This window comes from Streptomyces sp. NPDC087263, from assembly GCF_044744645.1.
GTDB lineage: Bacteria > Actinomycetota > Actinomycetes > Streptomycetales > Streptomycetaceae > Streptomyces.
Map to the genome: position 1 here is coordinate 245,235 of NZ_JBIUYT010000005.1, position 25,726 is coordinate 270,960.

Genomic DNA, 25,726 nt, shown 5'->3' on the forward strand with positions numbered 1-25,726 from the left:
ATTGTGCTCGGCGCTCATGTGCGGCTCGTTTCGGGTTCTACTTCGCGTGCGTGACGGGTGTGTGCTGCTCGCCGAGGTCGATCCGGCCGTCCGGGGTCGCGATGGTCGCCGTGATCACGTCGCCCGTGTGCAGGTAACGCGGGTTCCTGGCCTGGCTCTTGAAGAACGCCTTCCACTTCACGGCGGGCGGCAACAGCGCGCCGATCTTCTCGACCGGCTTCGGCGGGGCCTTGAGGGCGGTCCCGCCGGGGGTGCCGGTCAGGAGCAGGTCGCCGGGGTCCAGCGCCTGGAAGCGGGCGAGCAGGGTGAGGGCCTGCGCCGGACGGACGATCATGTCGGCGAGGGTGCGGTCCTGGCGCAGCTCACCGTTGACGGACAACTTCAGTCGCAGATCGAGAAGACGAACGAAGTCCTCCGGATCGAGGAGCGCCAGGTAGGGGCCGGTCGGCGTGAACGTCGGGTACGACTTGCTCTCGTAGAACTGCGTCTTGGTCAGCTGTACGTCACGGGCGCTGACGTCGTTGGTGATCACGAGCCCGGCGACGTACGACGGCAGGTCCCGCTCCTCGACCACGGTGCCCACCGGCAGCGGTGCGCCCATGACGAGGCCGAGTTCGATCTCGTAGTCGAGGAGCTTCACATGGGAGGGCCGGACGATGCTGTCCCGCGGGCCGCCGACCGAGCCGGACGCCTTGCGGAAGAAGGCGGGCGGGATGTCACCGGTGAAGCCGGAATCACGGGCGTGGCTGCGGTAGTTGACCATCTGCGCGACCACTCGGCAGGGGGTGGTCACCGGGCTGAGCGCCACCAGGTCGGTGACCGGCGTGCCCGCTTCACCCGAAAGGGCTGCCTCTCGCACGGCGGCACGGTCGGCGATCAGTTCGGCCGTGGTGACGGCCTTGGTGTCGACGGGGACGGCTCGGTCGTCGAGAACGACCCACCAGCCGTTGGCGGTGCGCAGGACGTTGGTGCTCATGTCTTTGCCTTCATCAGAGGGGTGGGGGGTGGGGGTCAGGAGTTGGCGGCCTTGAGCAGACCCAGCAGACGCGCCGGGTCCATCTCACTGTCGCCGCGCAGGGCTTCGAGGACGTCTCGGACCCGCTGCGGGGAGGGGCTCGCGCCGAGGAAGTCCCTGGTGGCGGGTGGGCCCCACTGAGCCAGTCCGCTCGTCGACATGGGAGCCCAGCCGGGTTCCAGGTCGCAGGAGAACAGGTCGCCGTCGGCGAAGTGCTCCAGCATGAAGCGGTCCGGGTCACGCCAGTAGTCGAAGAGCTGACTGCCCAGGACGTGCCGCCCGATGCCCCAACTACGCTTGTAGCCACGCTCGTTCAGGTACTCGCCGCCGGCCGCGATCGAGTCCAGGTCGGCCACCTGGTAGGCGGAGTGCACATAGCCGTTGCCCGGCCCCAGATGCATGGCCAGGGTGTGGTGGTCGACGGCCCGGCCGCCCAGATCGCAGCGGATGAACGCCATGGACGGGCCACGCCCGCGTTGCCCGTCCAGGAACAGGAAGTCGGACACGATCATCCCGAGGGTGTCCAGGTACCAGTCCAGAGCCCGGGCGAACACCCGCGTCTCCAGCACCACATGGCCCAGCCGCTGAATGCGGGACGGCTCCCGCGGCGGGCGCTGGGTTGCGTTCGTACGACGGTGTTCCGTGCCGAAGTTGAGCAGCAGCGGCTGCTGTCCGGGTAGCTCCGGGAGCGGTTCGGCGCAGTGCACGACCCGCACCGGAAACCCGGACGGGTCGAGCAGGCCGACCACCGTGCCGCCGCCGGGGACGTCCGCGTCCCGTACGTCCGTCCCCGTCGCCCGGGCCAGCCGGTCCAGGTCGGCCCGCTCGGCCGCGCGGAACGCCGGGCCGATGAAACGGGACGTACGGCCGCGTCTGATCACCATGCAGGGTGAGCCGGCGAAGGTGCCGCGCAGCCACAGCTCGTTCTTGGTGCGCGCGGCGATGTGAAAGCCGAAGTCACGGGCGAAGACCTCGGCCCGGTCCAGGTCGGGCTTCTCGAACTCCAGCCAGGCCAGGTCCGCCACCTTGATCACGGGATTCCGGGATCTGCCCGGATGCTCGCCGCGCAGGGCGCCCTGCTCGCTGTGGAGGTCCTGGTGAGCGGTCTTGGCATCGGCCCCGTGGATGCGGGTTTCAGACATGGTGTCCTCCGAGCAACATCATTTCAATGATGAAATCATCAAGTGTGAGCATCGCGTCGTCAAGACAACAACAGCAGAACTTGATGAATCTATCAAGACTGCTACTGCCATCATCCAAACAGCTGGACGCGTCCGAGCTCTACGCGCCGATGCACTCGGACCGGTCGAGCCTTCGGACACGCGTGACGGCGAGACCGTCGTCCACTCCTACAGCGATCAGGGCGGCGATCGCCGTGCGCGTGCCGTCGTCGGCCCAGGTCCCGGCGTTGACACACTCCAGGAGCCCCACCACGAACCCTCCAGCGCCCGACTCAGCGGGCCGGGCGGAATGCTGGTCTGGAAGACCCCCTGCCGCTGCCCCCGGGCGATGATCGCCGCCGCCATGTCGCGGGCGGGGGCGAGGAGTTCATCCACCCGCTCGGCCCGGAGGTCCTGGAGGGCGAGGCGGAGCAGGATGCGGTAGCGGTCGCCGACGGGCCACACGGCGAGGACGAAGCGCGCCAGCTCCGTGACGGCGTCCGACGCGTGATCCTCCGGTACCGCCAGCGCCTGCCGCAGCGCCCGTGCGGCTTCCTCCGCCAGCCCCTCCACCAGCGCCGCCCTGCCGCTGAAGTGGCCGTAGACCGTACGACGCACCACACCGGCCGCCTCGGCGATGTCACCGACACTGCTGTCGGGGTCGCGGCCGAGTTCCTGCCTGGCCGCCTCGAGGATGCGGGCCCGCGTGAGGCGGGTGCGGCTGCGTTCCGCGACGTATGCACTGGTCATGCCGGGACCTCCGGTCGTCGTTGGGGAGGGCAGCCCGATAGTTGCACGCTAACGGGTAATTAACTAGCCTGCGCGTCCATGGGCAGACACGGCCAAGGACCTGGATCTGTCCAGCAGCGACATGCAGGGGGGGCATCGACGGCTACACCGCCCTACGGCGCACCGATGCCGGTGCCGGGCTCGATCGGCGTCACGTACAGCCGCCGCAGCGCGCTGTCATCGGCCCCGGAGGCATCGGCAGACCGCTGATCGGGAGCTTGGCCACCGGCTTCACCCGAGCCGGAAGAGCTCTCCGTGACGTGGAGGTGGTAGCTCGGTGCCGTGCAAAGGCGGGCCGGAAGCGTCAGCGGAGAGGCCTGCGGGTGATCGACACCGGCGGCATCAAACTCACCGGCGGCCCGTTCACGGACAGGCACAAATCGTCCAGCTCGATCAGGACGGCCTTCCACCCGCATCTCTGCGTCTCCGCGTGGTCGCGGCGGCCCGGGGCAGGGACCTGGAACCCTGCCGCACGCACATCTGCAAAGCCGTCCGGGCACCCACTCCCGCCGGCTGGATCTACGAGTAACACCGGGCCGACACAGCAACGGACGACTGACACTCCCACCGAGGACCTCCTCAGGCGCCCACCGAGCGGTAAGTGCTGCTCACCGTGGCGAGCAGGTCTCCCCCTGCCATTGGCCGGACGATCCGTCCGTCAGGCAGGATGGGCGCCATGACCGAGATCCACACCCCCCGCCTCCTCCTCCGCCGCTGGTACGACGACGACCTCACGCCGATGGCGGACATCAACGCGGACTCCCAGGTCATGCACTGGATCGACGACGGCTCGGTGCGCGACCTGGAGTACACCGCCGAGGAGATCGAGCGGTGGGAGGAGGAGTGGGACGAGGAGGGGTTCGGGATCTTCGCGGTCGAGCTGCTGGCCTCGGGCGAAGTGGCCGGCTTCGCGGGGCTGTCCGTGCCCGAGTTCCTGCCGGAGGTGCTGCCCGCCGTGTCGATCAGCTGGCGGCTCGGCTCACAGTTCTGGGGCCAGGGGTACGCGTCCGAAGCCGCCCATGCCACGCTGGAGTTCGCGCTCCAGGACCGCGGCCTCGACCGTGTCATCGCCATCAACCGGATGGGCAACGACGCCTCCGAGAACATCATCACCAAGCTCGGCATGGTGCAGGAACGCGAGACGACCCACCCGGTGTACGGCTATCCGCTGCACGTTCATGCCATCGATCTCACCGAGTTCGAAGGCTGATCACGAGGCGCCGGCCGCGATGTCCGGCGCCGCGATGTAGGCAGGTCCGCCGCGTCGGCCATGCCCGGGAGGCCGGCCGCGAGCGCGAGGGAGGCTCCCGTCACGCCGAGCACCCGGCGCCGCGACGTCCCGGGGCGGCGGCGGTTTCGGTACGTCGCGCAGGGGTCGCACTCGTGGACATGGCGGGGCGCTCCAACCGGGCGGAGGGACGGAAGAGCGTGCTGTACCCCGGGAAGCAACGGGCGCCCGGCGTCCCGGTTCTGATGCGGCGTCAGGAAGGCTGCGCGGGGGTCTTGTGAAGTCAAGGGGCGGCACGCCTGGCGCCGAGAAGCACCGCGCCAAGGGGTGGTTCACCCAGGACGACCCGTCGCTCCCCATGGCCGGGAGCCGCCCGCCGTCCCGAAATCGGACGCAAGTTACCTAGAGGTATGTAGTGACTTAACACGCTCGCAACAGTAGAACGTGTTCTCACTCGTCAAGAGTGAGGAGTGTCACATGAACGACACTATCATGCACAACAAGCCCACCAGGGGTGTCTCGCGTCGTAGATTCATCACTGGAACAGGTTCTATTCTCGGCGCGGTAACCCTCTCGGCTCACGTCGCGTCGGCCCAGACGCAGGCGGTCACGGCAGCCGGACCGATCACTCCCGGCGCCCATGTCGCCGCCCTGGTGATCGGCACCGGGTACGGCGGTTCCGTCGCCGCCCTGCGTCTCGCCCAGGCCGGCGTCGACGTACACATGATCGAGATGGGCATGGCCTGGGACACCCCCGGCACGGACGGCAAGATCTTCGCCAACACCACCACCCCGGACTACCGGTCGTACTGGCTCCGCACCAGGACCAAGCAGCCCCTCAGCAACTTCCTCGGCTTCCCGATCGACAAGGACATCCCCCGCTACACCGGGATCCTGGACGCCGAGGAGATGGGCGGCATCATCGTCTACCAGGGCCGCGGGGTCGGCGGCGGTTCCCTGGTCAACGGCGGCATGGCCGTCACACCCAAGCGCGAGAACTTCGCCGCCGTCCTCCCCTCGGTCAACGCCGATGAGATGTACGGCACTTACTACCCGCGGGCCAACGCCGCGCTCGGGGTCGGCACCATCGACCCGGCCTGGTTCGACACCACGCCCGGGTACCAGTACGCGCGGGTCGGCCGCAAGCACGCCCAGCGGTCCGGGTTCCCGTTCGTCTTCGTCCCCGACGTATACGACTGGGACTACATGAAGCAGGAGGCAGCCGGAACGGTTCCCAAGTCGGCGATGGCGGGCGAGATCCTCTACGGCAACAACTACGGCAAGAAGTCACTGCAGAAGACCTACCTCGCTCAGGTCGCGGCCACCGGCAGGGTCACCATCTCGCCGCTCCACAAGGTCACTTCCGTCGCCCCGGCGGCCGGCGGCGGCTACACGGTCCTCATCGACCAGATCAACACCAACGGTGACACCACGACCACCAAGACCGTGACGGCGGACCGCGTCTTCTTCGCGGCCGGCAGCGTCGGCACCAGCAAGCTGCTGGTCAAGCTGAAGGCCACCGGCGCGCTGCCCGCCCTCAACTCCGAGATCGGCAAGGGCTGGGGCGACAACGGCAACGTCATGTGCGGTCGCGCCAACCACCTGTGGGACGCGACCGGCTCCCTCCAGGCGAGCATCCCGTGCGGCGGCATCGACAACTGGACCGCCGGTGGCGCGTTCGCCGAGGTCGCACCGCTGCCCACCGGAATCGAGACGTGGGCCTCGTTCTATCTGTCGATCACCAAGAACCCGAACCGCGCACAGTTCACCTGGAACGCCGCGACAGGCAAGGCCGAACTCGACTGGCAGACCGCCTGGAAGCAGCCGTCCATCGACATGGCCAAGTCAATCTTCGACAAGATCAACGCGACGGAAGGCACGATCTACCGCACCGACCTCTTCGGCGTCTACAAGATCTGGGGCGATCACCTGACCTACCATCCGCTCGGCGGCGCGGTGCTCAACAAGGCCACCGACAACTACGGGCGCCTGCATGGCTATTCGGGCCTGTACGTCATCGACGGTTCGCTCATTCCCGGCAACACCAGCGTGAACCCGTTCGTCACCATCACCGCACTCGCCGAACGGAACATCGAGAAGATCATCGCCACTGACCTGTAACGGCGGCGACCACGCCCACCCGGTTCAGTGCGTGGGCAGCACGCACACGGCGTCGAGGCCGAGAACATGGTTGAGCCGGCCGAACGCCAGCCAGGAACCGATGCTCATGCTCAGCTCCACGATCTCGTGCTGACTGTAGTGCGCGGTCATCCGCGTCCAGAACTCGTCATCGAGACCGTGGTGGTCCAGGGCGTACCGCTCGGCGTACTCCGCGGCCAGCCTGGTGCGGTCGTCGAAAACGTCGGTGGTACGCCACTGGGTCACCGCCTGCGCGAACTCCTCCTCGACCTTCTGGCCCTCGCGTTCGGTCCGCCAGTCGAGGCAGAAGAGACAGCCGTTGATCTGCGCGATGCGCAGCCGGGCGGCCTCGAACTCGCGCAGCCCCAGGGTGGTGTGCTCGTACACGGACAGTGAGAAGTTCGCGGCGGCCATGCCGATACCGGGGACCATCTCGCCCCACACGTACCCGATCGGTTCCTGGCCCTCGGGGATGTCGATCTGCATGGTCATGGGGTCACTTCCTTCCGAGTCGGCCGACTGCCGGGCGCAGCGGGACGTCGAGCGCGTCGTAGAGTCCGGGTTCGGCGTCCACCAGCCAGTCGATGGCGCCCACCAGCCGGCCCACCGCGGTGGCGTTCCCGCCCGCGGACCGGTTCTCGCCCTCGTCGGTGGCCTCGACGGTGACCTCGATGCGGGGGCTGCCCTCGATGATGACGCGGTGTGCTCCGTCGCCGCCGTCGGGCGGTGTCGGCCAGTCCGGTGCGCAGGACGCGTGGATGCGGGTGACATGCTCGATGACGATGCGGGGTTCGCCTCCGACGATCCCCTGCACCTCGAACCGGACGGCGCCCTGGGTACCCGCCTCGAACTCCCCCATCGTCCGGGTGGTCACCGTGGTGTCGAGCGCCCTGCGTTCCAACGTCTCGCGGATGTCGTCGAGTTCGACGCCGAGGGCCCGGGCCATCAGCCGTATCTGTCCGCCCCAGACCATGGTCGGGATCGACGGCGCGAGCATCAGCGGCTCGTAGTCCATGGCATGCCCCATACCGATCAGGTGGCGTACGGAGTCCTCCTGCTCGTACGTGGAGTAGTCGAAGATCTCCTGGCAGCGGACGGCGTCGATCGTGGTGCCGAGTCCGCTGATCAGCAGGGGCAGCACGTCGTTGCCCCAGCCCGGGTCGACACCGGAGACGAAGAGCGAGCCGCCGCCGTCGGCGATGGCTCCCAGCACCGGATCGCGGAACTCGGGCGGGGCGTTGCGCTGGTCGTAGAGCGGGTACAGCGCGGGGGTGACGACGACTGCGCCGGCGCGGATCGCCCTGCCGATGTCGTCGAGCGCCTCGTCGGGTCGGATGTCGCCGGTCGCCGCGTAGACGACGGCCCCGGGAGCGGCGGCCAGTACGGCGTCGATGTCGTCGGTCGCCGTGACCCCCAGTCCGTGGTCGAGACCGGCGAGCTCGCCCGCGTCGCGGCCGACCTTGGCGGAGTTGTGGACGAGTACCGCCGCGAGTTTCAGCGCCGGGTGGGCGTCGACGGCGCGGATCGCCGCGCGGCCCACATTGCCGGTGCCCCAGACCACCGTGGAAATCATGCGGCGGAGAGTAGCCAGAGGACCGCGAGGTTCATAGGGCCATGACCGGTGAAAATGTCTGACCGGGCGCGAGCCACGGAGGTCCGATTTCGGACAGCGCGGGCCGTCACCCGTACGGCCGCGTGCGGGATACCGGGCAATCCTGGCACTACGCCCGCCACCTGCGGTTTCCGGGCTGCTCCGTGGTTCAGGTGTTGCCCTCCGGGGCACGGTGTGACGTAATCGGAGGACCCGAAGGGCGGGACTTGGCGATGCCGATGGTGCCGCGCCGGAAGGAGCGGCTGGAATGCACGGGTACGCAACCGGGAACGACGACGGGGTCACCGCCGCGCCGGGAGGACTGCTCGACCTGTTGCAGGTCGCGGCCGTGGTGGTCGACAGCTACGGGCACATCATGCTGTGGAGTCCCGAGGCCGAACAGCTGCTCGGATACCGGGCCGAGGAAGCTCTCGGCCACCGTACCGACGAACTCCTCGTCTCGGCCGACAACCTGCAACGGGCACGCCAGGTGTTCGCCCAGGTACGGTCGGGAGCACGCTGGGCGGGGGTCTTCCCGATGCGGCACAAGGACGGCACGGAACGCCCCGTCGAGTTCCGCACCATGCGGCTGCACGACAGGGACGGGCGCATCCACCTGCTGAGCCTGGTGACGGACGCCACCACCGTACGGCGCGTGGAGCGGGACCTCGCCCTGTCCCACAGCTTTGTGCAGCAGACGCCGATGGGCATCGCGGTCTTCGACAACGATCTGCGCTGGGTGGGCCTCAATCCGGCGCTGGAGCGGATCAACGGCCTCCCTGAGGAGGCGGTCCTCGGGCACCGGATGGCGGAGATGCTGCCGGGACTCGACGTGGCGGCCATCGAGTCGCGCATGCGCCTCGTCCTGGCCAGCGGCAGGCCCCTGCTGGACCAGCAGTCCGTCGGCAGGACGCCGGCCGACACCGAGGACCACGCGTACTCGGAGTCCTACCACCGCATCCAGGACGCGGAGGGCCGCGTCCTGGGCCTCGCGATGTCCATCATCGACGTCTCGGAGCGGCAGCAGGCGGCGGCCGAGATCTCCCAGGCACGCGAGCACCTGTCCGTGATCGCGGATGCCGGTGCCCGCATCGGCACCACACTGGATCTTCAGCAGACCGCGCGGGAGCTGGCCGACGTGGCCGTACCACAGCTCGCGGACCTGGCCGCCGTCGACGTACTCGAAGCCGTGGTCGCCCATGGCACCACCACGGCGGTCGTCGGGGACGCCCAGGCCGAGTTCCGGGCGCTGGCCGTGGCGGCCGGATACCTCACGGACGCCATCCACGCCGCCGACCCGGTCGGCGAACTGGCCACCTACAGTTCGACGCGGATCATCACCCAGTGCGTCCGGGAAGCCAGGCCGATCCTGGTGGAACAGGTGGATTCCGCCACGATGCGGAGCATCGCCAGGGACTCGCACGCCGCTCAGACCCTGCGGGCGGCCGGAGTCCATTCCTACCTGGCCGTCCCGCTGGTCGCCCGGGGCGAGGTACTGGGCACGCTCAGTCTCTATCGCACGATCAACACCCGGCCGTTCGACGAGCAGGACCGCATCCTCGCGTCGGAACTCGCCGCGCGCGCCGCGATCTGTGTCGACAACGCCCGGCTCTACGGCCGCGAACGCAGCGCCGCGCTCACCCTCCAGCGCAGTCTGCTCCCCCGCACTCCCGTGAACCACGACGGTCTCGACATCGCCGTCCGCTATCTGCCTGCCCTGAGCGAGGTCGGCGGGGACTGGTACGACGTGCTGCCGCTGAGCCGGGGACGGACCGGTCTGATCGTCGGTGACGTGATGGGCAAGGGAGTCCAAGCGGCCGCGGTCATGGGGCAGTTGAGCACCGCCACCCGCGCCCTGGCGCGGCTCGACCCGTCTCCCGCCGAGCTGTTGGGCCACCTCGACGACATCGCGGGTTCGCTCGGTGACGCGATCGCCACCTGTGTCTACGCCGTGTGCGATCCGCGTAGGGGCACCTGCGAGTTGTCCAGCGCCGGTCACCTCCCGCCGGTCCTGATCCGTCCCGACAGCGATGCGGACCTGCTCGACATCCCCGGCGGCGTACCCCTCGGCGTCGGCGGCGTGCCCTTCGGCACGATGGAGGTGGAGCTGCCGCCGGGCTCGTTGCTCGCCCTGTACACCGATGGTCTGATCGAGAACCGCACCGAGCCCATCGACGCGGGCCTGGACACGATGACGCGGCTCCTTCAGAGCACGCGGCTGCCCTTGGAGCGGATCAGCGACATGCTGCTGGACGCGTTGCGCCCCGAGCCCGACGACGATGTCGCCCTGCTGCTGGCCCGCATGCACGAGTGACGGCCGCTCACGCCTCCGCCGCCCGGCCCGTCGTACGGAAGCGTGCCCGGTACGCCGTCGGTGAGACGCCCAGGGACTGCTGGAAGACCCGGCGCATGGACTCCGCCGAGCCGAAGCCCGCCTCCTCGGCGACCGCGTCGACGGTGTCGGTGCCGGATTCCAGGAGGGCCCGCGCGGCTTCGAGGCGTACCGACTCGACGTACTGGCCCACGGTCATCCCCGTCTGTGCGCGGAAGAGTCTGCTGAGGTGGCGGGTGCTGACTCCGGCGCCGCGGGCGAGCGCGTCCAGATCGCGGGCCGCGGCGGGGTCGGCTCCCACCAGGTTCATGACGCGGCGGACGACCAGGTGGGTGGCGTCCCGTGGCGTCAGGCGGGCGCTGAACTGGGACTGACCGCCGGGGCGCGCCATGAAGACGACGAGTTCGCGGGCGACCTCGCGGGCCACGTCGGGGCCGTGATCCTCCTCGACGAGGGCCAGGGCGAGGTCGATGCCCGAGGTGACGCCCGCGGAGCTGATGACGTTGCCGTCCCGTACGAACAGCGGATCCGTCTCGACCGTCACCCTCGGATAGGCGGCGGCCAGCTCGGGGGCGAGCTGCCAATGGGTCGCGGCCCGGCGGTCGTCGAGCGCTCCCGCCTCCGCCAGCAGGAAGGCGCCGGCGCACACGGACGCGACCCTCTTCGCGCGCCCCGCGAGGTTCACGGCGGCGGCCACCAGGTCGTCGTCGGTGACCACCTGCCGCCATTCGCGTCTGCCGGGGACGATCAACGTGCCCAGTCGGCCCGGTAGTTCGGCCCAGCTGCCGTCGACGCCGATGCGCACGTTCGCCGAGGTGCGGATGTCGGCGCCGGTGACGGACACCAGGCGCAGGTCGTATCGGGCTCCGTAGGCGTTGGCCGTAGTCAGGACCTCCACCGGACCGGTGACGTCCAGCAGTTGTACGCCGTCGAAGGCCAGCACCGCGACGACGTGGGCCGCGGTGCCGAAGACGGCGGGGGTCACTCGGGCCACGGAGAGTCCAGGATGGTCCGGACGAAGTCGCCCCGCTCGAAACCGGGTACGTAGTGCTCCAGTACGTCGGCCTTGACGTTGCCGAAGGTGGTCTCCGGCTTGGGGCTGATGCCGTCGGTGAAGGCGCCGAGGATCTGGTTCTTGAAGTCGGGCCGGGGGTGCAGGGCGACGATGCGCGCGCGGTCGGCGGCGGAGATGTCCTCGTATCCGATGCCCAGGACGTCGTATTCGACGCCCGCGGTCACCAGGGCCACCTCCGGTTCCATGAACTGCGGGATGCCGGGCGTGGTGTGCAGGGCGATCGCCGTCCACACGCGGCGGATGCTGTCCTCGGGCACGTCGTGCGTCCGCAGGAAGCGGCGGGCCTCGTCCGCTCCGTCCACCTCGAAGCGGCGTCCGCTGGAGTGGAAACGCTCGGACAGTCCGAGGTCGTGGAACATCGCGCCGAAGTAGAGGAGTTCGGGGTCGAAGCTCAGGTCGCGGTTGCGGCCCTGAAGCGCGCCGAACAGGTACACGCGGCGCGAGTGGTGATAAACGAGGTCGCTCGTGGTGTCCCTGACCAGTTCGGTCGCCTCCCTGGCCAGCTTGGTGTCCAGCACGCTCACCCCGGCGACCGGGTTGGAGTCGGTGGTCATCGCGTTCACCCATCCCTCTTGCTCGCTGTCGCCGCCGGTCCGTCCGGCGTCACAGTCCAGCCTCGTCGGATCGGTCGCGCGGCGCCACGGCGGCAGGGCCAGACAACCCACAGATACGGACACGCGGGCCGTACGCAGCTGGTGGCGCCCCTTTGGAGACGCAGGTCAACAATTCCCTGCGCTTGGCATGGACCTGCCCATGATCACCGGCTACCGTCATCGGCGCACGCTTCAGAGAGCGCTCTCACCCTGCCCTTCCGCTCCCCTACCCCACGACCGGAACGACGAAAGGCAACTCCCTTGAGACGCACCACAGTTCTGCGATCCTGTCTGTCCGCGACCCTGCTCCTCAGCACCGTGGCCGCCGGTGTCGGCACCCAGGCATCCGCTGCCGAGACCCCCACCGCCGCGGACAGCGCTCCGGCGTCGGCGGGCCTGATCACTGCCATGCAACGAGACCTGGGCCTGACCGAGACCCAGACCACCGCCCGGCTCAAGGCCGAGGCCACGGCCCGTACCGTCGAGCGCGCGGCCGAGCGGGCCGCGGGCGGCTCGTACGGCGGGTCGTGGTTCGAGGCGGAGAGCGGAGAGCTCACCGTCGCGATCACCGACAACGCACGGAGGCAGGCCGTCGAGGCCACCGGCGCCCGGGTCGCTCTCGTCGAGCACAGCGAGCGGCAGCTCGACGCCGCCATGGCGCGGATCGACAAGCTCGACGCCCCCTCCGGCGTCAGCGGCTGGCACGTCGACCCCAAGAGCAGCTCGGTCGTCGTCGACGTGGTCGCGGCGCAGAAGAATGACAACGATGTCCAGGCCTTCGTGACCCAGGCCCGCCAGGCCGGTCCGGTGACGCTCGACGAGACGGGACGGACGCCGCGCACCCTCGCCGCCGGGACCGTCGGCGGAGACCCGTACTACACGGGCAACGTCCGCTGTTCCATCGGCTTCTCCGTGTACGGGGGCTTCGTCACCGCCGGACACTGCGGACAGCCCAGCGCCGGTGTCAGCGGCTGGGACGGCAGCTACATCGGCAACTTCCAGGGTTCCTCCTTCCCCGAGAACGACTACGCCTGGGTCAACGTCGGCAGCGGCTGGTGGACCGCGCCGGTCGTCCTGGGCTGGGGAACCGTCTCCGACCAGCTCGTCCGCGGCTCGGGTGAGGCTCCCATCGGCGCCTCCATCTGCCGTTCGGGCTCGACCACCCACTGGCACTGCGGCACCGTGCTCGCCAAGAACGAGACCGTCAACTACAGCCAGGGCGCCGTGCGCCAGATGACGAAGACGAACGTCTGCGCCGAAGGCGGCGACTCCGGCGGCTCCTTCATCAGCGGCGACCAGGCCCAGGGCGTCACCTCGGGCGGCTGGGGCAACTGCGGCAGCGGCGGCGAAACCTGGTTCCAGCCGATCAACGAGATCCTCAGCCGTTACGGGCTGACCCTGCACACCGCCTGATCGGTCGTCAGGACCGTTCCGGCACGCGCCATGTGCCGGAACGGTACGGCGCCCACCTCGAAGTCGTTCCCACTCACTGTGAGTTGTCCAGCTCGAACCATTCCCACCCCTCAGGTGTCAAAAGATCGTTGTCACGGTTCACCGATGTCCGACTCATCACGCGACACCTCTGAGGGCGCCGGCTGGGGAACACCGGAACCCGGCGACTACAAGCAACTGATGCCGCACCGGGCGTGGGGCGGGGTGAAGGACCTGATCCGGACGACTTCTCCTTCATGGTCATCGGCGACACCGGCGAGGGCGACGACCGTCAATACGCCGTGGTTCCAGGCTTTCTGAAGGTCAGTCAGGACACGAGGTTCGCCGTACTCGTCGGCGACGTGATCTATCCGGTCGGCAGCGCCGCGGACTACGGCACGAAGTTCTACCGCCCGTACAGCGACTGTCAGGCACCCATCCACGCGATACCCGGCAACCACGACTGGTACGAGGACCTCCAAGTCTTCATGCGCGAGTTCTGCGACGCGCCGACGCCGCAGGTCTCGCCGCAGGCCGCGCCGCGTCGGCCGTCGAGGGCCTGGCTGCGGTCGCTGCTGTGGGCACACACCGGGCCCGCCCGACGAGCAACGCCTCACCAAGGCACGGGAGATGCGTTCCGCGGCCGCCCAACAGGCCGTCCAGCCGGGCCCGTACTGGGCCATCGATGCCGGACCGGTACGCGGCGACTCCCGCGCCTTCTCCAGCAGGCTCCACGGTCGCCGCCTCCGCATGCGCCGCTTCTTCACGCTCGCCGAGGCGCAGGCCACGGCTGTCGTCGCCGAGCGCCTGGGCATCCCCCCGACCCGTGACCAGGGTGAGCCCGCCGAGGTCGCCCTGCGCACCCGCCTGGTGACGAGCCTGCTGGGCGCCGGCCGCCGCCCCGGTGCCCCCTCTCGATTCCGCCTCCCGGTGCGCAAGACCTACACCCAACTGTTTCTCGCCCGGCTCGGCGACGTACAGCCCGCCCTTCTTCAAGTGCTTCCTGCGTCTGGACGCCACCCCGGACTCCATCCGGCTGCGCTGCTTCTCCGCGACAGGGAACCGGAGGCAGGAACTCGACCCGCCCGTCGAGGCCGAAGTGACCATTCCTCCCGGGACAGTTCCTCCGGGCCCGTAGTTTCCTTCTGACGTGCACTGATGCCTGGCGTTCGCGTATGCACACCAGACTCCAACTGCTTCGCGGTCACCACGCCGAGTCGGGGCGCCCCGCTCCCGGAGTCACGGGGCCGTCGGGCTCACCTGCCGCGACACGGCTAACGTGCCTGTGTATGAGGATGAAGCTCCCCCTGGATGCCGTGCCGCGCCTGACGGGCTCGGTGGTTCTCGGTGCCGGGGTCGGTGCGGCCGTAGGTCTTCAGACGGACGTCCTTCTGGGGCTGCTGGCGGGGATCGCCGCGACGGAGCTGTTCTTCGTTGTGGCGGGCTGGCTGGTGCTGTGGCCCATGGACGCCGCCGCCACCCGCCGCAATGCGCGGCGCGAGGACTTCCAGCCCTTGACCGACGAGATCGTGGTGGTCGCGGTGGCCCTGTGCGGGCTGTCCGCGATCGTGCTCCTGCTGGTGCGCGGCAGCAAGGCCGCCGACGGCCAGGCCGCGGCCGTCACCGCCCTGTGCGCGGTGTTCCTGGCCTGGTCCGCCCTGCACCTGATGTACGCAGCCCGCTACGCCTACGTGTACTACGAGGACAACGGCGGAATCGACTTCAACTCCGACCAGCCGCCCTCGTACCGCGACTTCTTCTATTTCAGCTACAACCTCGGAATGACCTATCAGGTCTCCGACACCGACGTCTCGAGCTCCAAGATCCGCTCAATCGTGCTCAGACACACGCTGCTGTCGTACGTATTCGGCACCAGCATTCTCGCCACGGTCATCAACGTCGTCGTGGGGATCGTGAGCGTCTGACGGACAGCGGCGCGTGACCTCCTGAAGGAAGAGGCTGGCGCGCGACCTGCCACATGTTCCTGTACTGATTGGCCTTGCTCGGGCGGCGCAACGCCAGCGATGCTAGGGCGGTGCCAGGACAGCGGAAGAGGAAACGCCAGCAGCAGGACCTCAGTCGGCGGGCTACCGCTCGCACTGCTCCTGGCACGGGCCGCTGGACAGTGATCTTCGAAACTCAGGACGCGTCGGAGTGGCGTTCACACCTACGCCACCTGCGTTCCGTGGAGGAGCGGATCGACTGGGCCATGACCCGGGTCGACACGCTCTGTGGGCGACTGGTGCAGCCAACCACCTACCGGCTGAGCCTGTTCGTGCCGGGCCCGGAACTCCCCCCAATGGCGCACCCAGCTGGACAGGCAGAAGATGGAGTGCAGGGGTTCTGATGTGAAGGGAGCCGTCATGATCGAGGTCAAGACGGTCGACAAGCCGGATGAGCGGCGGGATTTCCCTCGCGGTCATCTCGAAGCCGTGCACCTCACCGGGCTCGACTTCGCCGTGGGTACCTTCGAGCCGGGCTGGCGCTGGTCCGAGTCCGTGGCCCCCATCGCGGGGACCGAGAGCTGCCAGGTCCACCACAACGGTTATGTCGTCCAGGGACGAATGCATCTGCGCATGGACGACGGCGGCGAGAGCGAGGTCGGGCCCGGCGACGTGTTCGTCGTCCCGCCCGGACACGACGCGTGGGTCGTGGGAGACGAACAGGCCGTGGTCCACGACTTCGCCGGGGGCATGGCCAAGGAGTACGCGAGGGCATCGGACGCTTAACCGGTAGCACCGGTAGCACCAGTGGTCCGGGGCGGGTCGTCGGCACGTCGGCGCACGACGGGCAGCAGGCGACCTACCGCGGGCTGCGGGCACCTGGGGAGGCGGTCGGTGGGGAGCATCGACGTGACACCGCTGGAGGTGAGGCGCTCCACACCGACCTCGACAACCTGGGGACGCGGTCGGAAACGGTGCCTCCGCGGTTCTAAGCTCGGCGTATGGCCAAGTACTTTGACGTGCACCCGGAGAACCCGCAGCCGCGCACCATCAGCCAGGTGGCTGAGATCATCCGCGGCGGAGGTCTCGTCGCCTATCCGACGGACTCGTGTTTCGCGCTCGGGTGCCAGCTCGGCAACCGCGAGGGGCTCGACCGGATCCGCTCGATCCGCAGGCTCGACGACCGCCACCACTTCACGCTGATGTGCCAGGACTTCGCGCAGCTGGGCAATTTCGTGCACCTCGACAACACGGTGTTCCGGGCGATCAAATCGTCGACCCCAGGCAGCTACACCTTCATCCTCCCGGCATCGAAGGAGGCACCGCGCAGGCTGCTGCACCCGAAGAAGAAGACCGTCGGCGTCCGGATTCCCGACCATGTCGCAGCCCAGGCTCTCCTCGCCGAACTCGGCGAGCCGCTGCTGTCGAGCACCCTGCTCCTGCCCGACGAGGACAAGCCCCTGACCCAGGGGTGGGAGATCAAGGAGGAACTCGATCACGTGGTGGACGCCGTCCTCGACTCCGGTGACTGCGGTACCGAGCCGACGACCGTCATCGACTTCTCCAGCGGGGAAGCCGAAATCGTACGGCGGGGAGCCGGAGACCCTTCCCGGTTCGAGTAGTCCGCCCTCGGGGCCGGGGGCTGCGCACACCGCAGGTCACAAGTCGAGGACCGCGCGGAGTGCGTTGTCGACGAGCGCCTGCTGTTCGGAGCCGATGTTGCCGTGCGGGGTCCCCGTCTCGAAGCGGGATGCCGACAGCTGAACGAGGTTGACGGCGACGACCGACGCCTCCACCGGGGCGGCCAGGCGCACGCTCATGGCGGTGTCGGGGTGCACGGCCGGGGCATGCAGGATGAGCGCGACCACGGCCCCGTAGGCGTCGGCGAGCCCGTCGAGGCTGACGACCAGCACCGTGCGGGTGCCTTTGCCGGTGTCGACATCCCACACGTCGCCCTTGCGGATCATCACAGGGCGTCGCCCTCACCGTCGAGGTCGAGGGCGGCGTGGGCAGCGACGACGGCCAGCTTGCGGGCGGCGTCGAGCGTCATCTGTCGGCGCACGGCCTGCACGATGTACGCGTTCAGCGAGGGCGCGTCGGCGGCTGCTGCGCGCAACGCGTGGTCCATGGTGTCGGGGATCCGCACGGTGACTACACTCATGCAGCCAAATGTAGTGGCACAGAGCGAGCCGCCGCCAGTGCCACCGGCCCGGGGAGAGCGCGACGTCGTCTCCCGTCCCGTGACCGACGGCGAACCGACCGAGCAGCAACTGAGCTCTACGGCTCGACGATGTGCCGCAGATAGGCGTGAGGATCGGCGAGGTAGCGGCGCCAATGGTCCACCACGCCGAGTTCCCGCCAGGCGACCCTGCGCATGCCGTGCTCGCCGACCTCGACGATGTCCGCGCCCGGCAGGGCGGTCAGCAGTGGGGAGTGGGTCGCGCAGATGACCTGGCCGCCCTCCTTGGTCAACCGGTCGATGTGGCCGATGAGTTCGAGGCAGGAGGAGAACGAGAGGGCGGCCTCCGGCTCGTCCAGGACATAGAGCCCGGCCTGGAGGAACTTGCCGCGGAACGCGGCCAGAAAGCCTTCGCCGTGGCTCACCGACTCCGGCGAGAGGCCCTCCCTCCCCAGGGCGTCGAGCGCGGTCTCGGCCCGCAGGAAGAAGCCCTTGCGGGCCGACCAGCTGGACGCCATACGGCGCCCGCGCGGGGCCGCGTCGAACCTCATCCGCTCGCCGAGCACCGACTTCCCGCGCCGGGAGGCATAGCGCCAGTCGTGCGAGCCGCCGTAGGAGTCCAGACCGAACGCCTCCGCCAGCGCCTCGACCAGGGTCGACTTCCCCGAGCCGTTCTCGCCGACAAGAAAGGTCACCGGCGCAGTGAAGCGCAGCCCCTCGTCGAGCAGCTGCCGTACGCAGGGCACCGACCACGGCCAGGTGTCCTGGTCGTACGAGGAGAGGTGGGCATACGCACGTTCGACAATCACCTGGCCAGTGTCACCCACCGCACGGACACGCCGAGGGGCGCGGGCTCTCAGGGAAGCGGTTCGGCGGAGGGGGACGCCGGCGCCTGGTAGGCGCCGCTGGCCAGCATCCGGACCTCCCCCGCCGGGCTGATCTCGGCACGGAGGATGCCGGTCGGGTCGCAGTACACCGGGTTGCCACCCGGCCCCACGGTGTCGGTCCGTTCGACTATCACCTCATCCGTCGTGGTGTCCCTGTCTGATCGCTGATGGGTGAAGGACAGCCGGTAGCGGTCCGTGGTTTCCATGACGACCTCCAGCGCTTGAGACGGCCCCGAGAGACAAATGATGCTAAATAGACCCACCTCCATGATGCAGCCGGACGAACCCGGCAGAGATGCGCAACGGGCTCGCCGAGTCACCCCTGCCTCTGTCACAACGGGTGACGCCTCTCGCCTCCGGGCGCCGGGCAGTGTAGACATATGCACATGGTCCGACTAATGGGTCGATCCCGGGCTCGGTCGACCCGGACACCCCACAGACCGCCTCATCCGCGGGCGCCCCAGGGCCTGTCCCCCCGGAAGCCGTACGGACGGCTGTGGTCGGCGGTGAGCGGGCGCAGCGTCGCCGGTCAGGTGTTCCTGCTGCAAGTGGCGATCGTGCTGCTGCTGGTCGTGTCCGCGGTCGTGGCGCTGGTCCTACAGGTACGGCATGACAGCACGGTGGAGGCCCACAACCGTTCGCTCTCCGTCGCCGAGACGTTCGCCAACTCGCCCGGCATGGTCGAGGCGCTGCGCTCCCCCGACCCCACGGCTGTGCTCCAGCCGCGGGCCGAAGCCGCGCGGAAGGCGACGAAGGTGGACTTCATCGTCGTCATGAACACGGACGGGATCCGCTACACCCACCGCTTCCCGGACCGGATCGGCAAGAAGTTCGTCGGGGACATCTCACCCGCCCTGGCCGGTCACTCCATCACCGAGGACATCACCGGGACCATCGGCCCGCTGGTGCAGGCGGTGGTTCCCGTCAAGGGGCCGGACGGATCGGTCGTGGGCCTGGTGTCGGCCGGTATCACGACGGCGAACGTGGGCGGTGTCGCGGACCGGCAGCTGCCGCTCCTGCTGGCCGCCGCGGCCGCCGCGCTAGCCCTGGCCACGGCCGGGACGGCACTCGTGAGCAGACGGCTACTGCGCCAGACCCGGGGACTGGGCCCGTACGAGATGACCCGGATGTACGAGCACCATGACGCGGTACTGCACGCCGTCCGGGAGGGCGTGATCATCATCAGCGACGAGGGACGGCTGCTGCTCGCCAACGACGAGGCGCACCGACTGCTCGACCTGCCCAAGGACGCCGACGGAAGGCTGGTCGTCGATCTCGACCTCGATGCGGACATCGCCGGCCTGCTGGCCTCGGGACGGGTCGCCACCGACGAGGTACACCTGGTCGGAGACCGGTTGCTTGCGGTCAACCAGCGGCTGACGGATCTCCAGGGCGGCCCGTCCGGCAGCGTCGCGACGCTGCGTGACTCGACCGAGCTGAGGGCACTGTCCGGCAGGGCCGAGGTGGCACGCGAACGCCTCAAACTCCTCTACGACGCGGGGGTGGGCGTCGGCACGAGCCTGGATGTGACCCGCACCGCCGAGGAGCTGGCGGAGGTGGCCGTGCCGCGGTTCGCGGACTTCGTCACCGTGGACCTGGCCGAGGCCGTGCACAGCGGAGAGGAGCCGGAGACGATCGGCAGGATGCGCCGCACGGCGTCCAGCGGAATCCGCGACGACGCTCCCCTTTACCCGGTGGGCAAACAGATCACTTTCGTAGCCACCTCGCCGCAGGCCCGCACCCTCAGTACCGGGCAGTCCGTCGTCGAACCCGACCTCAGCAAGGCCACCGGCTGGCACGCCCAGGACCTGGAGCGCTCCGCGCAGGTCATGGAGTACGGAATCCACTCGCTGATCACCGTCCCGCTGCGGGTGGGCCCGCTGGTGATGGGCGTGGTCCAGTTCTGGCGTTCCGAGAAGCCGGAGCCCTTCGACGTGGAGGAGCTGACGCTCGCCGAGGAACTGGTGGCCCGTGCCGCGGTGTCCATCGACAACGCGCGCCGCTACACACGCGAGCACACCATGGCCGTGACGCTGCAGCGCAGTCTGCTGCCGCGCAACCTGCCCGAGCAGGCCGCCCTGGACATCGCCTACCGCTATCTCCCCGCGCAGGCGGGGGTGGGCGGTGACTGGTTCGACGTACTGCCGCTGTCGGGCACCCGGGTCGCCGTCGTCGTGGGCGACGTCGTCGGACACGGGCTGCACGCCGCGGCCACGATGGGGCGGCTGCGTACCGCCGTGCACAACTTCTCGGCGCTGGACCTGCCGCCCGACGAACTGCTGGGTCTCCTCGACGAGTTGGTCGGCCGTATCGACCAGGACGAGGACACGGAGGACGGCGGCGGCGCCGTCACAGGTGCCACCTGCCTGTACGCGATCTATGACCCGACGTCCCGGAAGTGCACGATCGCCCGGGCCGGCCACCCACCGCCGGCGCTGGTCCTTCCGGACGGCAGCGTGGAGTTCCCCGAGGTGCCCGCCGGTCCGCCGCTGGGCCTCGGCGGTCTTCCGTTCGAGACGGTCGATCTCGTACTGGAGGAGGGCAGCCGGCTGGTTCTCTACACGGACGGGCTCGTCGAGGACAGGGAACGGGACATCGATGTGGGTCTTGAGATGCTGCGTACCGCCCTGGCCGGGGCCGACCGGTCACCGGAGGACACCTGCCGGGTCGTGCTGGACGCTCTGCTCCCGGCCCGGCCCAGCGACGACATCGCGCTGATCGTGGCCCGCACCCACGCACTCGGTGCCGACCGGATCGCCGAGTGGCAGGTGCCCTCCGACCCGGCGGCCGTCGGTGAGGTACGCGCGTCGGTCACCCGGCAGCTCGCCCGATGGGGACTGGACGACATGGTGTTCGCCACGGAGCTGATACTCAGCGAGCTGGTCACCAACGCGATCCGTTACGGCAGTGGACCTATCCGGGTCCGGATGCTGCGCGACCGCAGTCTGATCTGCGAGGTGTTCGACGCCGGCAGTACCTCACCCCACCTGCGGTACGCGGCCAGCACCGACGAGGGCGGACGCGGACTGTTCCTTGTCGCGCAGCTCTCCGAACGCTGGGGCACCCGCTACAGCCCCGCGGGCAAAGTCATCTGGACCGAGCAGCCGCTGCCTTCCGAGGCTCAGGCCTGAGGAGGACGGGTGTCACGCGCGCCTGTGTCGGCCACCGGCGGCTCCTGAGCGTCCTCGGGCTGGGCGAGCGGCAGGCCGGCGCCGCCCTGGAGACGCTTAAGGTCGTCGGGGCGCACCTGGATGACGAGCAGAGCGACCAGCGCGGCCACGACGGCGAAGATCGCGGCGACGATGAACGAGCCGGAGATGCCGGAGGCGAGCACCTGATCGCTCCAGGGCTTCGGGAGCTGCCCCGTCCTGCGGAACTCCAGCCGCTGGGCCGGGGTCCCGTCCGCCATGAACCGGGCGACCTGGTCGGTGGCCTCGTTGCGGCTGGCCGTGCCGTAGACGGTGACCAGTACGGACAGACCGAGGGACCCGCCCACCTGCTGGGTGGCGTTGAGGATTCCGGAGGCCGCTCCCGCCTCCTGGGGCGCTACGCCCGACACCGCCATCAGCGTCAGTGACACGAACTGCAGGCCCATGCCGAAGCCGAAGACCAGTATGGGACCGAGGATGCTGCCCGCGTACGTACTGTCGACATCGGTCAGCGCCAGCCAGCCGAGTCCCACGGCGGCCAGGATCGCGCCCACCGCCATGAAGGGCTTGGGACCCCATTTGGGCAGCAGTTGCGAGGCGAACCCGGCGCCGATCGCGATGATCACGCTCACCGGCAGGAAGGCGAGTCCGGCCCGCAGCGGGCTGAACCCCAGGATGTTCTGCACGAAGAGGGTCAGGAAGAAGAACATGCCGAACATCGCCGCGGCCAGGGTCAGCATCATCGCGTAGACGCCGGCGCGGTTGCGGTCGCGGAACATCCAGAGCGGGGTGATGGGCTGCCTCGACCGGCGCTCGACAATGATGAACAGGGCCAGGAACACGACCGCGGCCACGAAGGCCATGACACTCACGCTGTCGCTCCAGCCCTCCTCCGAGGCACGGATGAAGCCGTAGACCAGCAACACCATGCCGAGGGTGGAGGTGAGCGCGCCGAGGAGGTCGAAGTGGCCCGGGTGGCGCTCGGATTCGCGGATGTAGCGGGGTGTCGCGAGCACGATCAGCAGGCCGATGGGCACGTTGACGAAGAGGACCCAGCGCCAGTCGAGCCACTCCACGAGCACCCCGCCCGCGAGCAGCCCGATCGCGCTGCCGCCCGCCGAGACGGCCGCGAAGACGCCGAACGCCCTGTTGCGGTCGGGCCCTTCACGGAAGGTCGTGGTGATCAGCGACAGAGCGGTGGGGGAAGCGATGGCGCCGCCGACACCCTGAAGCGCGCGTGCGGCCAGCAACTGCCAGGATTCCTGGGAGAGTCCGCCGAGCAGCGACGCGAACACGAAGAGCAGCACGCCGAAGATGAAGACCCTGCGCCGGCCGAGGATGTCGCCCAGCCGCCCGCCGAGCAGCAGGAGACCACCGAAGGTCAGCGTGTAGGCGTTGATCACCCAGGACAGGTTCTCGGTCGAGAAACCGAGCGAGGTCTGGATGTGCGGCAGTGCGATGTTCACGATGGTGATGTCGAGGACCACCATCAGCTGACACGAGGCGATGACGAGGAGTGCGATACCACTGCCTTTGCCCCGCTCCGGGGATTCGGCAGGCTCCGTGGGTGTCGTCTGAGCGCCTGTCATGGGATGTCCTGCGTGCGTCTCAGGTCAGAAGTGAACGTGGACGTTCACCAGACCGACGTTAGTGCCGCGTGGCCGACCCCACCAATCGATCATGTCCGCGTCGGGGCGGGCGCCGTTTCCCGCAGCGCTGAGATGCGGGGACCCGGCTCCACGGGAACACTGGGACCGAGGGGGCAAGAGCGAGAGGACACCATCATGTCCGTAATGGACAAGCTGAAGAGCATGCTCAAGGGCCACGAAGCGCAGGCCGACAAGGGCATCGACAAGGCGGGCGACGCCATCGACGACAAGACCCAGGGCAAGTACAGCGGTCAGGTCGACACCGGCCAGGACAAGCTCAGGGACCAGTTCGGTACGCGCCCCGACGACAACCGGTAGCCACCGGCCGCGTGTACGCGGCCGGATGCCTCGCCGGGCTCAACGGGCCAGGCGGCCCAGCAGCGACGAGGCGGACCAGATGCCGAGAGCCGCGGCCACGGCCAGAACGCCGAAGTCGAGTGCCAGGTGGGCGGGCGTGCCGAGCAAGAGCCCGCGCAGCGCGTCCACTTGGTAACTCAGTGGGTTGATCCTGCTGATGACCTGGAGCCAGCCGGGCATGATGTTCACCGGGTAAAGGGCGTTGGAGCCGAAGAACAGCGGCATCGTGATGGCCTGGCCGATGCCCATCAGGCGGTCCCTGCTGAGCACGATGCCCGCGATGGTCATCGAGAGGCAGGAGAAGAAGGCCGACCCGAGGATGACGGCCACCACAACGCCCAGCAGGCGAAGGGGGTTCCACGTCATCCCCACCCCGAGCAGTGCGGCGATGAGGACAACCACGACCGCTTGGATCACCGCTTTGACCCCGGACGCGAAGGCCTTGCCCGTGATGAGCGCCGAGCGCGGGGTCGGGGTGACGAGCAGTTTCGTGAGGATGCCGGCGTCGCGCTCCCAGATGATCTGGATGCCGTAGAAGATGGCGATGAACATCGCGGACTGCGCGATGATGCCGGGCGCCATGTAGTCGATGTAGGGGATGCCACCGGTGGGTATCGCCTTGATCTTGGTGAAGGTCTCGCCGAAGATCAGCAGCCAGAGCGCCGGCTGGACGGCCCGCGTGTACAACTCGGTGCGGTCGTGGCGGATCTTCTGCAGCTCCACCGCGCACATCGCGGCGACCCGGGCGGGCAGCACGCGCCAGCCGGTACGGGCCTGCGGCGGTACGAGGAGCAGGTCGAGGCCGGTCGGGTGGACGTGGTCAGCCGACACGGGTCGCGGTACGGCGGGTGCTTCGGACATCGCTGAAGTCTCCTGACTTGTCGCCGAGGCCGCTGCCCGCGATGTCGCGGAAGACGTCCTCCAGCGTGGGCAGTTCGCCGGGCTTCGTGATTCCACGCCGTTCGCCGAGGCCCTCCCTCAGCTCTTCGGGGGTGCCGAGGGCGTGGACGCGGCCCTGGTGCATCAGCGCGACGCGGTCGCAGTACTGGTCGGCCTCGTCCATGTAGTGGGTCGTCACGAGGACGGTCATGCCGGTGGCGGCGCGTACGGCGTTGATGTGGTCCCACACGCTGGTCCGGGCGATCGGGTCGAGGCCGATCGTCGGTTCGTCGAGGATCAGCAGCCGGGGCGCACTGACCAGGGCCTGGGCGAGTTCGAGGCGGCGGACCATGCCTCCGGAGTACGTCTTGGCGAGCCGGTCGGCCACCTCGGAGAGGTCGACCGCGGCGAGCGCCTGGTTCACACGTGCCGCGCGTTCCTTGCGCGAGACGTCGAAGACGCGGGCGAACAGCTCCACGTTCTCCCGGCCGGTGAGCCCGGAGTCGGCGGAGAGCTGCTGCGGTACGTAGCCCAACAGGCGGCGTACCGGCATACGTTCGCGGGTGGCGTCGTGCCCGAACACGCGGACCATACCGGCGGGGACCGGCAGGAGCGTGGTGATGCAGCGGATGGCGGTGGTCTTCCCGGCGCCGTTGGGGCCCAGCAGGCCGAACACCTCGCCGTCGCGGACGGAGAGGTCGAGTGCGTCGACCGCGGTCGTCTCGCCGAAGGTGTAGGTGAGGCCGGAGCAGGTGACGGCGTCCGTACGGGGATCGGTTGCTCCCGCCCGTATGTCGTCGGCGGGTGCCTCCTCGCCGTTCACCGTGTTCCCCTGCCGCACGGGGTCTCCCCTTCCGGTCGTGTCGCTCGTCATGTCTCCTCGGCCTCCTCGTGCAGGTTCGCCGCCAGCTTGCGCAGGGCCGGGAGGGCTGCCTCCAGTGCGGCGCGGTCGGCCTCGTCGAGACGGGTCACCTGCCGGCGTACGAGCGCGGCGCGGCGCTCTCGCCAGTCGCGCAGCCGTGCTTCGGCCGCCGGTGTGGGCAGCAGTCGCGCGGCCCGCCGGTCGGCGGGGTCCGTCTCGCGGATCAGATAGCCGTCCCGCACCAGCTGGTTGACCAGCGTCGAGACCGAATTGCCCGCCAGATAAAGGTCCTTGGCGGCCTCCGACACACCGATGCCCGGGCGGCCCACGACCAGGCGCAACAGGCCGATCTCGGCTCCGCGCAGTTGCGGTGTGGTCATGCCGCTGCGCAGCCGCCGCCTGATCAGCCGTTGCACTCCGGCCAAGGTGTCGGCCAGGGCCTCGGGAAAGCTCTCTGACTCCACACCT

24 protein-coding genes and 1 pseudogene are annotated in these 25,726 nt (G+C 69.1%); 10 read left to right on the forward strand and 15 right to left on the reverse strand.

Features of this window, described 5'->3' with window-relative positions:
- Positions 1-37: 37 nt before the first annotated feature.
- The 3 genes from ACIPC1_RS18175 to ACIPC1_RS18185 form a co-directional block, all read right to left on the reverse strand.
- Entirely contained in the window at positions 38-976 is a 939-nt protein-coding gene (locus ACIPC1_RS18175) for a fumarylacetoacetate hydrolase family protein (protein WP_402518092.1), read from the reverse strand.
- Between the two features lie 35 nt (positions 977-1,011).
- Entirely contained in the window at positions 1,012-2,157 is a 1,146-nt protein-coding gene (locus ACIPC1_RS18180; RefSeq protein WP_402518095.1) for a VOC family protein, read from the reverse strand.
- A 216-nt stretch (positions 2,158-2,373) separates the two neighbouring features.
- A complete protein-coding gene (locus ACIPC1_RS18185) occupies positions 2,374-2,925 on the reverse strand; it encodes a TetR/AcrR family transcriptional regulator (protein ID WP_402518097.1) in 552 nt (183 codons plus the stop codon).
- Positions 2,926-3,640: 715 nt separating this feature from the next.
- On the opposite strand from ACIPC1_RS18185, the gene ACIPC1_RS18190 reads away from it, so the two are divergent.
- Both ACIPC1_RS18190 and ACIPC1_RS18195 read left to right on the forward strand, forming a co-directional pair.
- The gene (locus tag ACIPC1_RS18190; protein ID WP_384382940.1) at positions 3,641-4,174 is read left to right on the forward strand and encodes a GNAT family N-acetyltransferase; all 534 of its coding nucleotides are present in this window, start codon (positions 3,641-3,643) and stop codon (positions 4,172-4,174) included.
- A 495-nt stretch (positions 4,175-4,669) separates the two neighbouring features.
- The gene (locus ACIPC1_RS18195) at positions 4,670-6,313 is read left to right on the forward strand and encodes a GMC oxidoreductase (protein ID WP_402518099.1); all 1,644 of its coding nucleotides are present in this window, start codon (positions 4,670-4,672) and stop codon (positions 6,311-6,313) included.
- Between the two features lie 24 nt (positions 6,314-6,337).
- Here the strand turns inward: ACIPC1_RS18195 and ACIPC1_RS18200 are convergent, their stop codons facing one another.
- Both ACIPC1_RS18200 and ACIPC1_RS18205 read right to left on the reverse strand, forming a co-directional pair.
- Positions 6,338-6,817: a carboxymuconolactone decarboxylase family protein gene (locus ACIPC1_RS18200; protein ID WP_384382991.1), complete on the reverse strand. Its 480-nt coding sequence runs from the start codon at positions 6,815-6,817 to the stop codon at positions 6,338-6,340.
- 10 nt (positions 6,818-6,827) lie between these two features.
- Complete coding sequence (locus tag ACIPC1_RS18205; protein ID WP_402518101.1) at positions 6,828-7,904, reverse strand: dihydrodipicolinate reductase; 1,077 nt, start codon at positions 7,902-7,904, stop codon at positions 6,828-6,830.
- Between the two features lie 286 nt (positions 7,905-8,190).
- On the opposite strand from ACIPC1_RS18205, the gene ACIPC1_RS18210 reads away from it, so the two are divergent.
- Complete coding sequence (locus tag ACIPC1_RS18210) at positions 8,191-10,236, forward strand: SpoIIE family protein phosphatase (RefSeq protein ID WP_402518103.1); 2,046 nt, start codon at positions 8,191-8,193, stop codon at positions 10,234-10,236.
- Positions 10,237-10,243: 7 nt separating this feature from the next.
- Here ACIPC1_RS18210 and ACIPC1_RS18215 read toward each other — a convergent pair whose 3' ends face one another.
- A complete protein-coding gene (locus ACIPC1_RS18215; protein WP_402518105.1) occupies positions 10,244-11,248 on the reverse strand; it encodes a GlxA family transcriptional regulator in 1,005 nt (334 codons plus the stop codon).
- The gene (locus ACIPC1_RS18220; RefSeq protein WP_402518107.1) at positions 11,236-11,883 is read right to left on the reverse strand and encodes an HD domain-containing protein; all 648 of its coding nucleotides are present in this window, start codon (positions 11,881-11,883) and stop codon (positions 11,236-11,238) included. The genes ACIPC1_RS18215 and ACIPC1_RS18220 overlap by 13 nt, the downstream gene beginning before the upstream one ends.
- A 300-nt stretch (positions 11,884-12,183) precedes the next feature.
- Here ACIPC1_RS18220 and ACIPC1_RS18225 point away from each other — a divergent pair, with 300 nt between their 5' ends.
- The 5 genes and pseudogenes from ACIPC1_RS18225 to ACIPC1_RS18245 all read left to right on the forward strand — a co-directional run bounded on the left by ACIPC1_RS18225 (position 12,184) and on the right by ACIPC1_RS18245 (position 16,918).
- Positions 12,184-13,335, forward strand: coding sequence for a S1 family peptidase (locus tag ACIPC1_RS18225; protein ID WP_402518109.1), 1,152 nt, complete (start codon positions 12,184-12,186; stop codon positions 13,333-13,335).
- 144 nt (positions 13,336-13,479) lie between these two features.
- Positions 13,480-14,491 (forward strand): annotated as a pseudogene (locus ACIPC1_RS18230) (metallophosphoesterase).
- Between the two features lie 151 nt (positions 14,492-14,642).
- Positions 14,643-15,278 (forward strand): DUF1345 domain-containing protein, encoded by a 636-nt coding sequence (locus ACIPC1_RS18235; RefSeq protein ID WP_402518111.1) that lies wholly within the window; start codon positions 14,643-14,645, stop codon positions 15,276-15,278.
- A gap of 438 nt (positions 15,279-15,716) precedes the next feature.
- Complete coding sequence (locus ACIPC1_RS18240) at positions 15,717-16,082, forward strand: cupin domain-containing protein (protein WP_402518113.1); 366 nt, start codon at positions 15,717-15,719, stop codon at positions 16,080-16,082.
- Between the two features lie 215 nt (positions 16,083-16,297).
- The gene (locus ACIPC1_RS18245; RefSeq protein ID WP_384382931.1) at positions 16,298-16,918 is read left to right on the forward strand and encodes an L-threonylcarbamoyladenylate synthase; all 621 of its coding nucleotides are present in this window, start codon (positions 16,298-16,300) and stop codon (positions 16,916-16,918) included.
- Positions 16,919-16,954: 36 nt separating this feature from the next.
- On the opposite strand, the gene ACIPC1_RS18250 is transcribed toward ACIPC1_RS18245, so the two are convergent.
- The 4 genes from ACIPC1_RS18250 to ACIPC1_RS18265 all read right to left on the reverse strand — a co-directional run bounded on the left by ACIPC1_RS18250 (position 16,955) and on the right by ACIPC1_RS18265 (position 18,568).
- Positions 16,955-17,263 (reverse strand): hypothetical protein, encoded by a 309-nt coding sequence (locus ACIPC1_RS18250; RefSeq protein ID WP_402518787.1) that lies wholly within the window; start codon positions 17,261-17,263, stop codon positions 16,955-16,957.
- Positions 17,263-17,457, reverse strand: a complete 195-nt coding sequence (locus tag ACIPC1_RS18255) for a hypothetical protein (RefSeq protein WP_384382929.1) — start codon at positions 17,455-17,457, stop codon at positions 17,263-17,265. Before ACIPC1_RS18255 ends, ACIPC1_RS18250 begins: the two co-directional genes overlap by 1 nt.
- Before the next feature lie 116 nt (positions 17,458-17,573).
- Positions 17,574-18,284, reverse strand: coding sequence for an AAA family ATPase (locus ACIPC1_RS18260; RefSeq protein ID WP_402518115.1), 711 nt, complete (start codon positions 18,282-18,284; stop codon positions 17,574-17,576).
- A 47-nt stretch (positions 18,285-18,331) separates the two neighbouring features.
- Positions 18,332-18,568, reverse strand: coding sequence for a DUF6296 family protein (locus ACIPC1_RS18265; RefSeq protein WP_402518117.1), 237 nt, complete (start codon positions 18,566-18,568; stop codon positions 18,332-18,334).
- 180 nt (positions 18,569-18,748) lie between these two features.
- On the opposite strand from ACIPC1_RS18265, the gene ACIPC1_RS18270 reads away from it, so the two are divergent.
- Positions 18,749-21,493 (forward strand): SpoIIE family protein phosphatase, encoded by a 2,745-nt coding sequence (locus tag ACIPC1_RS18270; protein WP_402518120.1) that lies wholly within the window; start codon positions 18,749-18,751, stop codon positions 21,491-21,493.
- On the opposite strand, the gene ACIPC1_RS18275 is transcribed toward ACIPC1_RS18270, so the two are convergent.
- Positions 21,484-23,100, reverse strand: coding sequence for a DHA2 family efflux MFS transporter permease subunit (locus tag ACIPC1_RS18275; protein WP_402518123.1), 1,617 nt, complete (start codon positions 23,098-23,100; stop codon positions 21,484-21,486). The genes ACIPC1_RS18270 and ACIPC1_RS18275 overlap by 10 nt on opposite strands.
- Positions 23,101-23,295: 195 nt before the next feature.
- Between ACIPC1_RS18275 and ACIPC1_RS18280 the strand changes: the two genes are divergently transcribed.
- Positions 23,296-23,478, forward strand: a complete 183-nt coding sequence (locus ACIPC1_RS18280; RefSeq protein WP_384382924.1) for an antitoxin — start codon at positions 23,296-23,298, stop codon at positions 23,476-23,478.
- A 39-nt stretch (positions 23,479-23,517) separates the two neighbouring features.
- Here ACIPC1_RS18280 and ACIPC1_RS18285 read toward each other — a convergent pair whose 3' ends face one another.
- From ACIPC1_RS18285 to ACIPC1_RS18295, 3 genes are read right to left on the reverse strand one after another with little or no spacing between them, the layout of a single operon-like run.
- Entirely contained in the window at positions 23,518-24,378 is an 861-nt protein-coding gene (locus ACIPC1_RS18285) for an ABC transporter permease (RefSeq protein WP_402518126.1), read from the reverse strand.
- The gene (locus tag ACIPC1_RS18290) at positions 24,338-25,270 is read right to left on the reverse strand and encodes an ABC transporter ATP-binding protein (RefSeq protein ID WP_402518129.1); all 933 of its coding nucleotides are present in this window, start codon (positions 25,268-25,270) and stop codon (positions 24,338-24,340) included. The genes ACIPC1_RS18285 and ACIPC1_RS18290 overlap by 41 nt, the downstream gene beginning before the upstream one ends.
- A complete protein-coding gene (locus tag ACIPC1_RS18295; protein ID WP_402518130.1) occupies positions 25,267-25,722 on the reverse strand; it encodes a MarR family winged helix-turn-helix transcriptional regulator in 456 nt (151 codons plus the stop codon). The genes ACIPC1_RS18290 and ACIPC1_RS18295 overlap by 4 nt, the downstream gene beginning before the upstream one ends.
- Positions 25,723-25,726: the final 4 nt, after the last annotated feature.